Origin of the sequence: Pseudomonas sp. NFPP12, from assembly GCF_900103205.1 — a bacterium.
GTDB lineage: Bacteria > Pseudomonadota > Gammaproteobacteria > Pseudomonadales > Pseudomonadaceae > Aquipseudomonas > Aquipseudomonas protegens.
Genome location: NZ_FMWW01000005.1, coordinates 584,770 through 598,167, shown reverse-complemented (window position 1 = coordinate 598,167; position 13,398 = coordinate 584,770). Strand labels below are relative to the sequence as shown.

Genomic DNA, 13,398 nt, shown 5'->3' with positions numbered 1-13,398 from the left:
CAATGTCCAAGAAGATTCATGTAACCGACACCATCCTGCGCGACGCCCACCAATCGCTGCTGGCGACCCGCATGCGCACCGACGACATGCTGCCGATCTGCGACAAGCTCGACAAAGTCGGCTACTGGTCCCTGGAAGTCTGGGGCGGCGCCACCTTCGATGCCTGCGTGCGCTTCCTCAAGGAAGACCCCTGGGAGCGCCTGCGCAAACTGCGCGCCGCGCTGCCCAACACCCGCCTGCAGATGCTCCTGCGCGGCCAGAACCTGCTGGGCTACCGCCATTACAGCGATGACGTGGTCAAGGCCTTCGTGGCCAAGGCGGCGGTCAATGGCATCGACGTGTTCCGCATCTTCGACGCCATGAACGACGTGCGTAACCTGCGGGTCGCCATCGAAGCGGTGAAAGCCGCCGGCAAGCACGCCCAGGGCACCATCGCCTACACCACCAGCCCGGTGCACACCATCGAGGCCTTCGTGGCCCAGGGCAAGCAGATGGAAGCCATGGGCTGCGACTCCATCGCGATCAAGGACATGGCCGGCCTGTTGACCCCTTACGCCACCGGCGAGCTGGTCAAGGCGCTGAAGGCCGAGCTGTCGCTGCCGGTGTTCATCCACTCCCATGACACCGCCGGCCTGGCTGCGATGTGCCAACTCAAGGCCATCGAGAACGGCGCCGACCATATCGACACCGCCATCTCCAGCTTCGCCTGGGGCACCAGCCACCCGGGTACCGAATCCATGGTCGCAGCCCTCAAAGGCAGCGAGTTCGACACCGGCCTGGACCTGGAGCTGCTGCAAGAGATCGGCCTGTACTTCTACGCCGTGCGCAAGAAGTACCACCAGTTCGAAAGCGAATTCACCGCCGTGGACACCCGGGTGCAGGTCAACCAGGTGCCGGGCGGGATGATTTCCAACCTGGCCAACCAGCTCAAAGAGCAGGGCGCCCTGAACCGCATGAACGAAGTGCTGGCCGAGATTCCACGGGTCCGTCACGACCTGGGCTACCCGCCGCTGGTGACCCCGACTTCGCAGATTGTCGGTACCCAGGCGTTCTTCAACGTCCTGGCTGGCGAGCGCTACAAGACCATCACCAACGAAGTGAAGCTCTACCTGCAAGGCGGCTACGGCAAGGCTCCGGGGGAAGTCGACGAGAAACTGCGGCGCCAGGCCATCGGCAGCGAGGAGGTGATCGATGTACGTCCCGCCGACCTGCTGAAGCCGGAAATGACCAAGCTGCGTGGCGAAATCGGCGCCCTGGCGCATTCCGAAGAAGACGTGCTGACCTACGCCATGTTCCCGGACATCGGGCGCAAGTTCCTCGAAGAGCGTGAGGCTGGCACCCTGGTTCCGGAAGTGCTGCTGCCGATTCCTGAAGCGGGCGGCGTGAGCAAGCCGGGCGGTGAAGGCGTGCCCACCGAGTTCGTCATCGACGTCCACGGCGAGACCTACCGCGTCGACATCACCGGCGTCGGGGTCAAGGCCGAAGGCAAGCGTCACTTCTACCTGTCCATCGACGGCATGCCGGAAGAGGTGGTGTTCGAACCTCTCAACGAATTCGTCGGCGGCGGTGGCAGCAAGCGCAAGCAGGCGAGCGCCCCGGGCCATGTCAGCACCACCATGCCGGGCAACATCGTCGATGTGCTGGTCAAGGAAGGCGACACGGTCAAGGCCGGCCAGGCGGTACTGATCACCGAAGCCATGAAGATGGAGACCGAAGTCCAGGCAGCGGTTGCCGGCAAGGTCGTGGCGATCCATGTGGCCAAGGGCGACCGGGTCAACCCGGGCGAGATCCTGATCGAGATCGAAGGCTGAGTTCAGGCCTTCATCTGCAACGCTTTACCTCGGGGAGGCCACGGCCTCCCTTTTTTTGTCCACGATTTGCCTAAGTGCATTTTAGTGCACTTATTGTCTGCAAAAATCGGCTGTATCTGCATTACAATGCATTTCGCAGAGGTAATGACGCACCAAAAGTGCATTAAATTGCAGGTAATGAATGCTACAGCTGACTTTGCAGGTCCATCGCGCCGGGACGTGGAGCGATGCGATGACCCTGATTTTCGAGCATCCCGAGCAGGGTTTCACCAGCCCTTGCCGTCTGGGTTATGAGCAGTCGTACCTGGCAGGCAATCTGGAAGCCTTTGCCACGCCGCTGGCGGGATCGGTGAGTGTGCGTCTGCCGCTGACCTGGGAACTGCTGCGCAGTCCGGGCGCCCCGGCGTTCCTGTATGACATTGCGCCGACGCTCACCATGCAGCGTTTTTTGGCCGAGCGCTCGGTGGGCGTGCGCCCCGCCGGCATTGCCCCCGACTTGTTCCTGCTGGCCCGATCCAGCGCGGCCCCCATGGGCAATCTGCGGATCAAGGAGTCCCTTGCCGCCATGAATGAACGGCCGCTGCTAGGGTTCTCCCGGGCCGAGGTCAGCGCCCGCGACAACCGCTTTCTTGAATACGCCCATGAACAGGGAGCGGCAATGAGCGGTGCCACCGGTGCCGTTGGCGAGGCGACGAAGCTGCTGCTGACCCAGGGGCGTGACGGGTTGCTGTACCCCGATGCGCTGTTGGAAGACAGGTTGGCGGCGTGCCACTGGCAGGTGAAATGCCCGCCAGAGCAGGCGACGCCAAATGACTGCGACATGCTCAGAAGCGAGTTCCACTACTACCGGGCGCTGCAGCAGCTGGGCATCGATACGGTTCCCGCCCAAGGCCTGGCCCTGGAAGAGGAGCGACAGCCGAGCCTGTGGATGCGACGCTTTGATCGTCGCCTGCACGGGCAGGGTGTGGAACGGCTGGCGCTGGAGTCCATCTATTCCCTGGCGGGGTTGCCCGGCCAGAGCCTGGGCATGCGGCACACCAAGGTCCTGGGGCTGCTGGCCGAACTCTGGCGAACCGCCGGGCAGGCCTCGGCGATCCCGGAGCTGGTGGCCGACTACCTGCGTCGGGACCTGCTCAACAAGATCCTTGGCAACTCGGCCAACCATGGGCGCAATACCTGGATCATCCGTCACGAGGGCCAGGTGCAGTTGGCGCCGATCCACGATCTGGCGCCGCGAGTGATGGATGACAAGGGCATTACCCGCAGCACCAAATGGCCCGGCCGGATGGAAGTGGCGGGTGATATCGACTGGCGCCAGGTGTGTGCCAGCCTCAAGCCGCTGATCGATCCCGATGCTGCGCTGACGCGCCTGCGCGAAGATGCCGAACGGCTACGGGCCCTGCCGGACCTGCTGAGTGCCGGGGGCTTGCCCGAGGCCACTCTGAATCACCCGCGCATTTACCTGCGTGACCTGGATCGACGCCTGCAGGAGTGGGGTTTGCGATGACTACGACCCTGGAACAGCGCGGCCTGCTGATCGATAACATCCGCCAGGAACTGGCCGCTGGGCGTTTGTCGGTTGGTGATGCGGTCAAGCGCCTGCGCACTGAAGTCACCGGGTTGCATCAGAGCCAGTTCGCCAGGGTGTGCCGGATTTCCCTGCGTACCCTGATCCATATCGAACACGGCGACGGCAACCCGACCCTCAAGTCGCTGAACGCGGTGTTCAAGCCTTTCGGCCTGCAGATGGGGGTGGTTTCCCTGCGCCCTTGAGCTTCACCCGCGCTGAACGTAACCCTTGCCGTAATGCCTTTCCATCCGCGCCTGGATCAGTTCCAGGCCGATGGACAGCAGCCAGTAGATCAGCGCCGCGGTGCTGAGCATCTCGATGTAGCGGTAGCTGGAACGGCCGTAGGACTGGGCCAGGAACATCACTTCCCAGACCCCCATCACCGAGATCAGCGACGAGTCCTTGAGCATCGAGATGAACTGGTTGGTGGCCGGCGGAATGATGGTGCGCATGGCCTGGGGCAGGGTCACCTGCCAGAAGATCACGCTGTCGCTCATGCCCAGGGCCAGGGCGGCCTGGCGCTGGCCATGGGGCACGCCGAGGATGCCGGCGCGGAAGATCTCGCTGAGGTAGGCGCCGTAGTTCAGCGACAGGGCGATGATCCCGGCGGTAATGGCGCCCGGCACCACCCCCAGTTGTGGCAGGCCGAGGTAGATCAGCAGGATCTGGATCAGCAGCGGAGTGCCGCGAAAGAACGAGGCGTAGAAGCTGGCGATGCCGAACGCCACGGCGCTCGAGGACAGCCGCGCCAGGGCGGTGATGAAGCCCAGCAGCGACGAAGCGACGATGGAGCAGGCGCAGAGGAACAGGGTCAGCGCCGCACCCTGGAGAAAGCCGCTGGGGGACAGGTGCAGACCCAGCAGGTTCGGCAGCTTGTCGAGGATGATCGAGAACTTCAGCTCGAAGCTCAGGAAGAAGCTGGCGAACAGCACCAGCAGGGTCGCCCAGGTCAGGTACAGGCGGCTGCGAAAACCCAGCAGGCGCTTGAGCAGCGGTTCAGCCACCGGTTGGGGTGGCTGAGGCGGTGGCGTGTAGGCAGTCATTGGCTGATATCGGCGCCGATCCATTTCTGCGACAGCTTGCTCAGGGTGCCGTCCTGCTTCAACTGGGCGAAGACTTCACGCACCTTGGCGTCCCACTGGGCATCGCCTTTCTCGATGGCCACCGAGTTGGGCTCGGCGTACAGCGGCTCGCCGGCCAGCTTGAAGCGCGAGTCCTGGGTCAGGCGCGGCTGGGCGGTGACCAGGTTGGTGAGGATCGCATCCAGGCGTACACCCGGGCCCAGGCCGAGGTCCTGGAAGGCCACGTTGTCGGTGTCGTAGGGAGCGATCTGCACATTCTCGAAGGGGTATTGCAGGTGGGTGTCCTCGGCGCCTTCGATCACCAGGTTCTTGTTCAGGTAGCCCTCGTAGCTGGAGGCGGCGGTGAGGCCGACCTTCTTGTCGCTCAGGTCCTGGGCGCCGTGGATCCGTTCATCCTTGGCGTTGACCACGATTACCGCCGGCGAGGCGTAGTACTGCACCGGGAAGTCGAAGACCTCGGCGCGGGCCTTGCTCGGGGTCATGGAGCAGATGCAGATGTCGTAGCGCCCGCTCCAGCGTCCGGCGGCGATCACATCCCAGGACGGGGTTTCCAGGCGCAGCCTGACCCCGAGCTTGTCGGCCACGGCCTTGGCCACGTCGACGTCGAAGCCGTCCAGCTGGTTCTGCTCGTTGAGGAAGGAGAAGGGCGGGTAGCTTTCCATCAGCACCCCGACCAGCTCCTTTTTCTGCTCGATACGTTCCAGGGTGGCGCCGGCGAAGGCTTGGGAGGAGGCGGCGAGAACGGTCAGGCCGAGGGCCAGCAGCGGTTTGAAATTCATCGAAAACCTGACTGAAAAAGAGTTGTTATTAACTGAATGGTGCGTATTAAATAGTTATAAGAACGACTCTGATAGTGAGTTATTTTCATAAGCATATGAGTGAAAAGCATATGGGCGCAGGTAGCACGGTAATTCTGGATGGCGGTATGGGTCGCGAGTTGCAGCGCCGTGGTGCGCCGTTCCGGCAACCCGAGTGGTCGGCACTGGCATTGAGCGAAGACCCCCGGGCGGTGGAGGCGGTGCACGCGGCCTACATCGACAGCGGCGCTGATGTGATCACCAGCAACAGCTACGCGGTGGTGCCTTTCCATATCGGCGAAGAGCGCTTCGCTGCTGAAGGCCAGGCCCTGGCTGCCCTGGCGGGCGAGCTGGCGCGCCGCGCGGTCGAGGCCTCCGGCAAGCCGGTGCGGGTGGCGGGGTCGTTGCCGCCGCTGTTCGGCTCCTATCGTCCGGACCTGTTCGACGCTGCGCGGGTCGAGGAAATCCTCAGCCCGCTGGTCAAGGGCCTGGCGCCTCATGTCGACCTGTGGCTGGCGGAAACCCAGAGCTCGATCGTCGAAGCGCGGGCTATCCACGCCGGCCTGCCCAAGGACGGCAAGCCGTTCTGGCTGTCCTTCACCCTGAAGGACGAAGAGGTCGACGAAGTGCCGCGCCTGCGTTCCGGCGAGACGGTGGCCGAAGCGGCAGCCGTGGCGGCGCAACTGGGGGTGCAGACCCTGCTGTTCAACTGCAGCCAGCCGGAAGTGATTGGGGCTGCGGTGGATGCGGCTCGCGAGACCTTCGAGCGCCTGGGCGTGCAGATCCATATCGGCGTGTACGCCAATGCCTTCCCGCCGCAGCCCGAGGATGCCACCGCCAACGATGGCCTGTGCCCGCTGCGTGAAGACCTGGACCCGCCGGGTTATCTGCAATGGGTGGCGGACTGGCACCAGCGCGGTGCCAGCCATGTGGGCGGGTGCTGCGGCATCGGGCCCGAGCATATTGCGGTGCTGGCGCAGAAGCTCGGTTGAGTCCTTCGCTGGCAAGCCAGCTCCTACAAGGTTCGGGTTCACCGCAATTCCTGTAGGAGCCGGCTTGCCGGCGAAAATCCCGCTTAGCCGCGACACTCCGCCAGCGACTTGAGCTGCCCCGAGCCGCTCTGGTTTTCATCGCTGAGCCACTGCTCGAAGCCCCTGGCGATTGCCGGCCATTCCCCGTCCAGGATCGAGAACCACGCGGTATCGCGGTTCTGTCCCTTGGCCACCATGTGCTGGCGAAACACCCCTTCGAAGCTGAAACCCAAGCGCTGTGCGGCATAGCGCGAGCGCTCATTGGCGTTGTTGCACTTCCACTCCAGCCGCCGGTAACCCAGGGCGAAAGCTTCCTTGGCCAGCAGGTACACCGCTTCCGTGCTCTTTGGCGAACGCTGCATGGGGGAACCGAAGGTCACGTGGCCGATCTCGATGCGGCCCTGGGCCGGGACGATGGACATCAGGCTGATGATGCCCTGGGCCTGGCCGTTGGCGCGGTCGATCACGGTAAAGAAATACGGGTCGCTGGCGGCGGCATGGCCACTGAGCCAGGCATCGAACGCCGCGCGCTCGGGGAAGGGGCCGTAAGGCAGGTAGTTCCACAGCACCGGATCGGCGCCCGGGCCTTGCAGCACCTGGAACAGATCGTCGCCATGGCGCGCCGGGTCGAGCCTTTCCAAACGGATGAAGCGCCCATCAAGCAGGGTGGCCGAGGGGGCGGGAACGCCTTTCCAATCGGCGAGTGAAATCGACATGCAGTGGCTCCTTGGCAACTCAGAGGGGTTTGCGGAACTGGATGAAACCCGGGCGCTCGGCGATGCGCTCATACAACTGGATGGCCGTGGCATTGGTTTCGTGGGTCAGCCAATGCACCTTGGCACAGCCGTCCTGCTTGGCCTGGGCGTAGACGAACTCGATCAGCTGGCGGCCCACGCCGGTCCCGCGTTGGTCCGGGGTCACCAGCAGGTCCTGCAGGTAGCAGGAATTCTCGATGCTCCAGTTGGAGCGATGGTAGATGAAATGCACCAGGCCCACGGCGCGCTCGCCGTCCCAGGCCAGGGCCGCGTGGGTGGGTTCGCGGGGGTCGAGAAAGCGCTGCCAGGTGCTCTGGGTCACGGCGTCCGGCAGTTCGGTTTCGTAGAAGCGCAGGTAGGCCTGCCACAGGGGCAGCCAGGCGCTGTGGTCGGCGGCGGTAACGGGGCGGATCTGGATCTGGCGCATGAAAGCTCCTTTATTGTTCTGGACGAAAACCTAGCTCATCAGTCGGGACAGTTGCTGGTCGCGCAGGTCGGCGCTGGCCGCGAGGCCTTCGCGCACCCCGGCGATATCCTCGGCGCTGCGGTTCTGGCTGAGCTTGCGCTTGCCTTCCAGCCGCTGGATCGGCAAGGCAAAGCCGACGATTGCCCGGAGCATGCCCTCCAGGTAGTCGGCGGGGGCATCTGTCACTTGCCAGGGTTGGGGGCGGCCGGCTTCGTGACGCTCGGTCAGGCCCCCCACCACCTTGAGCAGCCGCTCCGGATCGCTGAATACCTCAGGCTGGCCATAGGCGTGCACTGCCACGTAGTTCCAGGTCGGCACCACTTTGCCGTGCTCGGCCTTGCTTGGATAGAACGAGGGGCTGACGTAGGCATCCTCGCCCGTGAAGATCACCAGCGCCTCGGCGCCAGCGGCCAGTTCGGCGCATTGCGGGTTGGCCTTGGCCAGGTGCCCGTAGAGGGTGCCATTGGCCCCCTGTCCGGGGTCCAGCAGCAGGGGCAGGTGGCTGGCCTGCAGGCCCAGGGCGCCCCAGGTCACCAGGGTCGCCAGGCGGCTGCCCAGGATCAGTTGCTGCAGGCGGGCGAGGTCTTCATCGACGAAAGCGCGGGGTAGGTACATGTAAAAAAAATCCTTGGCGAGTGGCTGCATCCTAGGCAGGCTAATGGTTCGTTGTAAGAGCCATCTCTGGTCTATTTTGTAGGTCCAATTGCCCGGGTGAACCTCGATGAACAGTGCCGTACCCCCGTTGTCCTTCAACCCTGCCGGCATCGAGCTGGACCGCCGCCAGGGCCTCAGTCGCCAGCTGTACCAGGCCTTGCGACAGCGGGTACTGGACGGGCGCCTGGCCAGTGGTACGCGCCTGCCTGCCAGCCGCGACCTGGCCGCCGCCCTGGGGATTTCCCGCAACAGCGTGGTGCGGGCCTATGACCAGCTGTACGCCGAGGGTTTTATCGAAGGGCGGGTCGGTGACGGCACCTATGTGGCGCAATTGCCGGAAACCCGATTGCCGATCAAAAAACTATCCACAAAACTATCCACAGGGTTTTCAACAGGCTTACCCACAGGGTTATCCACAAAACAGGCAGAAATGGCTGGTGATTTATCCAGTAAAGTTATCCACAGCAGCGGCTGGCAGCGCCTGCAAACCCATCATTTGAGTACCCCGCCCAAGGGGCCGCCACGGGCTTTTCGGGTTGGCGTGCCAGCCTTCGATCTGTTCCCGTTCGAGGTCTGGGCCAAGCTGAATGCGGCTTTCTGGCGCAGGCCCGACCTCGGGCAATTGTGCTACGGCGACTCGGCGGGCGATCCGCGGCTGCGCAGCCTGATCGCCGCCTACCTGCGCAGCGCTCGGGGCCTGAACTGCACGGCTGAACAAATTGTGATCACCAGTGGCGCGCAGCAGGGCATCAGCCTTTGTGCACAGCTGCTGGTGGAGCCCGGCGACAAGGTGGCTGTGGAAAACCCCGGCTACCGCGCCGCGGGGCATGCCTTCGCCCTGGCGGGTGCGCAGTTGCAGGGCGTGGCGGTGGACCAGGAGGGCATCGACTGCCGCCAGCTGGAGCAGCTGGACAGCTGCCGCCTGGCCTATGTCACGCCGTCCCACCAGTACCCCACCGGGGTGATCATGAGCCTGGCCCGGCGCCTGGAGCTGCTGGCCTGGGCCGAACGCAGCCAGGGCTGGATCATCGAGGACGACTACGACGGCGAGTACCGCTACAGCGGTGCGCCCCTGGCCCCCCTGGCGGCGTTGGACCGCCAGGGCCGGGTGATCTACGTCGGGACCTTCGGCAAGGTCGCCTTTCCGGCCCTGCGCCTGGGCTACCTGGTGCTGCCGCCGACCCTGGTCCAGGCCTTCGCCCAGCGCCGGGCGGTGGACGTGCGCCATTCCGAGGTCAGTACCCAGGCGGTGATGGCCGAGTTCATGGCCGCCGGGCACTTCCAGCGGCATATCCGGCGCATGCGCCGGGCGGCCCTGAGCCGGCGCAACACCTTGCTGGCGGCCTGGCCGCAGGCGATCGGCGGCGTTGGGCCGCTGCCCGGCGTGGCGGCGGGGCTGCACCTGACGGTGCGGGTCGACAGCCTGGCGCGGGAACAGGAACTGCTGGCCCAGGCCGCCAGTGTGGAGGTCGAGGTCGCCGGCCTGAGCAGCTACTGGCTGCCGCAAACCACCTTGCCCGAGGACCAGCGGGCCGGGCTGGTTCTGGGCTTCGCGGCTGTGCCGGAAGCCGATATACAGGCTGCGGTAAGCCGTTTGCGCCAGGCCTGGCGGGCCTGACGCGGTATACTCGCGAGCATTTCCCGCGCGAGAACCCCCATGAGCCAGACCCTCTCCCTGGCGCCTGAACGCAAGTTCGGCGCCCCGCTGTTCGCCTTGCTGATGCTGGTGGCCGGTGCTCTGTTCCTGCAAGCCCAGGTGGGTGCCCGCCAGGTGCTGCTGTTGCTGCTGGGCGCTGCCCTGGGGCTGACCCTGTACCACGCGGCCTTCGGCTTCACCTCGGCCTGGCGGGTGTTCATCCGCGACCGGCGTGGCGCCGGCCTGCGAGCGCAGATGGTCATGCTGGCCCTGGCGGTGCTGCTGTTCTTCCCCGCGCTGGGGGCGGGCAGCCTGTTCGGCCAGCCGGTGGTGGGGCTGGTGGCGCCGGCCGGCGTCTCGGTGATCTTCGGTGCCTTCATCTTCGGCATCGGCATGCAGTTGGGCGGCGGTTGCGCCTCGGGCACCCTGTTCACCGTTGGCGGCGGCAATGCGCGGATGCTGGTGACCCTGGCGTTCTTCATTTGCGGTTCGCTGATCGCCACCCATCACGTCGACTGGTGGTTTGCGCTGCCGTCGCTGCCGCCAATCTCTATCGTCCAGAGTTTTGGTGTAGGCCCGGCGCTGGGCCTGAGCCTGTGCCTGTTCGCGCTGATCGCGGTGCTCACCCTGACCCTGGAAAAGCGCCGTCATGGCAGCCTTGAAGCTCCGGTCGCCAGCGAGCACCAGGGCTGGCGCCGGCTGCTGCGCGGCCCCTGGCCGCTGGTCTGGGGCGCGGTAGCCCTGGCTCTGCTGAACTTTGCCACCCTGGCCCTGGCGGGGCGCCCATGGGGCATTACCTCGGCGTTCGCCCTGTGGGGCGCCAAGGTCGCCAGCGGGCTGGGGGTGGACGTAGGCAGCTGGGTGTTCTGGCAGGGCGCGGCGAATGCCAAGGCGCTGGCGGCACCGGTGTGGCAGGACATCACCAGCGTCATGGACATCGGCATCGTCCTGGGTGCCTTGCTGGCGGCAGGGCTGGCGGGACGTTTTGCCCCCAACCTGAGAATCCCCACCCGTTCCCTGGTGGCGGCGGTAATCGGCGGCCTGCTGTTGGGCTACGGTTCGCGCCTGGCCTATGGCTGCAACATCGGCGCCTACTTCAGCGGCATCGCCTCCGGCAGCCTGCATGGCTGGCTGTGGCTGGTGGCGGCCTTCATCGGCAACGGCGTGGGCGTGCGCCTGCGGCCCTGGTTCTTCGCCGAGGAACGCAGCCCCCAAGGCCTCACCGGCTGCTAAACGCCACTGTGTAGGAGCCGGCTTGCCGGCGAACAGCGGCGACGCGGTCTATCACCCGCCGCGTCCTCGTCGTTCGCCGCCCACCAGAACACCGCCCGTGTGCTTGCGCCGGATCAGGTCCCGGACTTGATCTTGGTCCAGGCCCGGGTCCGCGCCCGCTCTGCATCACGGGGCAACGGCTGCAGCGTGTACAGGGTGCTCATGGCCGCTTCTGTCGGATACAGGTTGGGGTTGTTGCGGATCGAAGGGTCTACCAGTCCGGTCGCGTCCTTGTTCGGGTTGGGATAACCGACAAAGTCGCTGACCGGGGCAATCACCTGGGGCTGCAGCAGGTAGTTGATGAAGGTGTAGGCATCTTCCGGGTTCTTCGCGCCCTTGGGGATCGCCAGCATGTCGAACCAGATCGGTGCGCCTTCCTTGGGCAGGCGCATGTCCACGGTCACGCCGTTCTTGGCTTCCTTGGCCCGGTTGGCAGCCTGGGAGAAGCTCCCCGAGTAGCCCACCGCCACGCAGATATCGCCATTGGCGATGTCGGCCATGTACTTGGACGAGTGGAAGTAGGTGATGTACGGCCGGATCTTCATCAGCAGCGCTTCAGCCTTCTCGTAGTCCGCCGGTTTCTTGCTGTTGGGGTCCAGGCCCAGGTGCTGCAGGGCCAGGGGCAGGATTTCCGACGGCGAATCCAGCAGGGCCACGCCGCACTGCTTGAGCTTGCTGATGTTCTCTTCCTTGAAGATCAGGTCCCAGCTGTCCACCGGCGCCTTGTCCCCCAGGGCGGCCTTGATCTTGTCCGGGTTGAAGCCGATCAGGATGGTGCCGTACATGTAGGGCACGGCGAACTTGTTGCCCGGGTCGTTGGCCTCGATCAGCTTCATCAGCTTGGGGTCCAGATGGTTCCAGTTGGGCAGCTTGCTGCGGTCCAGGGGCTGGAACACCCCGGCCTCGATCTGCTTGGCCAGGAACACGTTGGACGGCACCACCACGTCATACCCGGAGTTGCCGGTGAGCAGCTTGGCCTCCAGGGCTTCGTTGGTGTCGAAGATGTCGTAGACCAGCTTCACCTGGCTGTTCTGGGCCTTGAAGTCTTCCAGGGCCTTGGGGGTGATGTAGTCGAACCAGTTGTACACCCGCAGGGTGCGTTCTTCGGCGTGGGCGGCGGTTCCCAGCAGGCTGGCGCACAGGGCGGGGATCATTAAGCGTTTGAGTCTTTGCATGATGCGAATCCCTCACTGGGCGCTTTGGAAGCCTTCGAGAACGTTGACGGCGTTGATGCCGATTTCCTCAACCGCATAACCGCCTTCCATGACGAACAGCGTCGGCTTGCCGAGGGCGGCGATGCGCTTGCCCATGGCCAGGTAATCCGGGCTGTCGAGTTTGAATTGCGAGATCGGGTCGTCCTTGAAGGTGTCCACGCCCAGGGACACCACGATGATGTCGGCGTCATAGCTGTGGATCTCGTTGCAGGCCTGCTCCAGGGCCGCGCTCCACGCATCCCAGCCGCTGCCGGCGGCCAGCGGGTAGTTGAAGTTGAAGCCTTCCCCGGCGCCTTCGCCGCATTCGTCGGCATAGCCCAGGAAGAACGGGAACTCGGCTTCCGGGTGGCCGTGGATCGAGGTGAAGAGCACGTCGCTGCGCTCATAGAAGATCGACTGGGTACCGTTGCCGTGGTGGTAGTCGACGTCGAGGATCGCGACCTTCCTGTGACCCTGATCGAGGAACGCCTGGGCAGCGATGGCGGCGTTGTTCAGGTAGCAGTAGCCGCCCATCAGGTCGCCGGCGGCGTGGTGTCCCGGTGGCCGGCACAGGGCGAAGGCACTGTGGGCGCCATTCTGGATATGGGCCTGGGCGGTCAGCGCCACCTGCGCCGCGCTATAGGCCGCCTGCCAGGTGCCGGCGGTGATCGGCGCGCCGCCGTCGAAGCTGTAGTAGCCGAGCTGGCCGTGGAGGCTGGTGGGAATCACGCTGCGCAGGGTACGCGCCGGCCAGGTGTAGGGCAGCAGGTCGCCGTCGATGCCCTGTGCCGCCCAGCGCGCCCAGGCGCCCTTGAAGAAGTCCAGGTAGGCCCGGCTGTGGATGCGCTCGATGGGCTCCAGGCCGAAATCCTTGGGTGCCTCTACCGGCCCCAGGTTTTGATGTTTCACCCGATCCAGCACGTGGTCGGCCCGGGAAGGCATTTCGAAGCAGGGCATCAGTTGCCCGTCGATGAGTTCGCAACGGCCGTGGTGCAGGTGGTGATCGTCCGAGTAGATCGTCAGCATTTTCTTGTTCTCCGCAGGCTGATTCGGTGGATCACAGTCTTGCGGGGCGCGGGGTTTGGGAGAACGGCAGGAGCGGCCAAAAGGGGATTGATGTGGCCAAAGTGT

General features: G+C 64.9%; 13 protein-coding genes. 6 read left to right on the top strand and 7 right to left on the bottom strand.

Annotation, left to right across the window (positions count from 1 at the left end; translation table 11 throughout):
- Window positions 1-2 precede the first annotated feature (2 nt).
- The 3 genes from oadA (at window position 3) to BLS75_RS23895 (ending at window position 3,584) form a co-directional block, all read left to right on the top strand.
- A complete protein-coding gene (oadA, locus tag BLS75_RS23905; protein WP_011064322.1) occupies window positions 3-1,811 on the top strand; it encodes a sodium-extruding oxaloacetate decarboxylase subunit alpha in 1,809 nt (602 codons plus the stop codon).
- A 232-nt stretch (window positions 1,812-2,043) separates the two neighbouring features.
- Entirely contained in the window at window positions 2,044-3,318 is a 1,275-nt protein-coding gene (locus BLS75_RS23900) for a type II toxin-antitoxin system HipA family toxin (protein ID WP_072451900.1), read from the top strand.
- Complete coding sequence (locus tag BLS75_RS23895) at window positions 3,315-3,584, top strand: helix-turn-helix domain-containing protein (protein WP_072451899.1); 270 nt, start codon at window positions 3,315-3,317, stop codon at window positions 3,582-3,584. Before BLS75_RS23900 ends, BLS75_RS23895 begins: the two co-directional genes overlap by 4 nt.
- Window positions 3,585-3,587: 3 nt before the next feature.
- Here the strand turns inward: BLS75_RS23895 and BLS75_RS23890 are convergent, their stop codons facing one another.
- Together BLS75_RS23890 and BLS75_RS23885 are read right to left on the bottom strand one after the other, a co-directional pair.
- Complete coding sequence (locus tag BLS75_RS23890; protein WP_072451898.1) at window positions 3,588-4,424, bottom strand: amino acid ABC transporter permease; 837 nt, start codon at window positions 4,422-4,424, stop codon at window positions 3,588-3,590.
- Window positions 4,421-5,242, bottom strand: a complete 822-nt coding sequence (locus BLS75_RS23885) for an ABC transporter substrate-binding protein (protein WP_072451897.1) — start codon at window positions 5,240-5,242, stop codon at window positions 4,421-4,423. The genes BLS75_RS23890 and BLS75_RS23885 overlap by 4 nt, the downstream gene beginning before the upstream one ends.
- Before the next feature lie 110 nt (window positions 5,243-5,352).
- Between BLS75_RS23885 and BLS75_RS23880 the strand changes: the two genes are divergently transcribed.
- Entirely contained in the window at window positions 5,353-6,252 is a 900-nt protein-coding gene (locus BLS75_RS23880) for a homocysteine S-methyltransferase family protein (protein WP_011064317.1), read from the top strand.
- An 83-nt stretch (window positions 6,253-6,335) separates the two neighbouring features.
- Here BLS75_RS23880 and BLS75_RS23875 read toward each other — a convergent pair whose 3' ends face one another.
- Genes BLS75_RS23875 through BLS75_RS23865 form a run of 3 tightly spaced genes read right to left on the bottom strand, consistent with a single transcriptional unit; the run spans window position 6,336 to window position 8,127 of the window.
- A complete protein-coding gene (locus BLS75_RS23875; RefSeq protein ID WP_072443398.1) occupies window positions 6,336-7,007 on the bottom strand; it encodes a GNAT family N-acetyltransferase in 672 nt (223 codons plus the stop codon).
- 19 nt (window positions 7,008-7,026) lie between these two features.
- Window positions 7,027-7,473, bottom strand: a complete 447-nt coding sequence (locus BLS75_RS23870; RefSeq protein WP_072451896.1) for a GNAT family N-acetyltransferase — start codon at window positions 7,471-7,473, stop codon at window positions 7,027-7,029.
- Window positions 7,474-7,503: 30 nt separating this feature from the next.
- On the bottom strand, window positions 7,504-8,127 hold the full coding sequence (locus BLS75_RS23865; protein WP_015637526.1) for an FMN-binding negative transcriptional regulator: 624 nt from the start codon (window positions 8,125-8,127) through the stop codon (window positions 7,504-7,506).
- 106 nt (window positions 8,128-8,233) lie between these two features.
- On the opposite strand from BLS75_RS23865, the gene BLS75_RS23860 reads away from it, so the two are divergent.
- Together BLS75_RS23860 and BLS75_RS23855 are read left to right on the top strand one after the other, a co-directional pair.
- Window positions 8,234-9,784, top strand: coding sequence for a MocR-like pyridoxine biosynthesis transcription factor PdxR (locus BLS75_RS23860; protein WP_065365004.1), 1,551 nt, complete (start codon window positions 8,234-8,236; stop codon window positions 9,782-9,784).
- Between the two features lie 39 nt (window positions 9,785-9,823).
- The gene (locus BLS75_RS23855) at window positions 9,824-11,035 is read left to right on the top strand and encodes a YeeE/YedE family protein (protein WP_072451895.1); all 1,212 of its coding nucleotides are present in this window, start codon (window positions 9,824-9,826) and stop codon (window positions 11,033-11,035) included.
- Window positions 11,036-11,148: 113 nt separating this feature from the next.
- On the opposite strand, the gene BLS75_RS23850 is transcribed toward BLS75_RS23855, so the two are convergent.
- Window positions 11,149-12,249: a polyamine ABC transporter substrate-binding protein gene (locus BLS75_RS23850; protein ID WP_047338155.1), complete on the bottom strand. Its 1,101-nt coding sequence runs from the start codon at window positions 12,247-12,249 to the stop codon at window positions 11,149-11,151.
- A gap of 12 nt (window positions 12,250-12,261) precedes the next feature.
- Window positions 12,262-13,293 (bottom strand): histone deacetylase family protein, encoded by a 1,032-nt coding sequence (locus BLS75_RS23845; RefSeq protein WP_072451894.1) that lies wholly within the window; start codon window positions 13,291-13,293, stop codon window positions 12,262-12,264.
- Window positions 13,294-13,398: the final 105 nt, after the last annotated feature.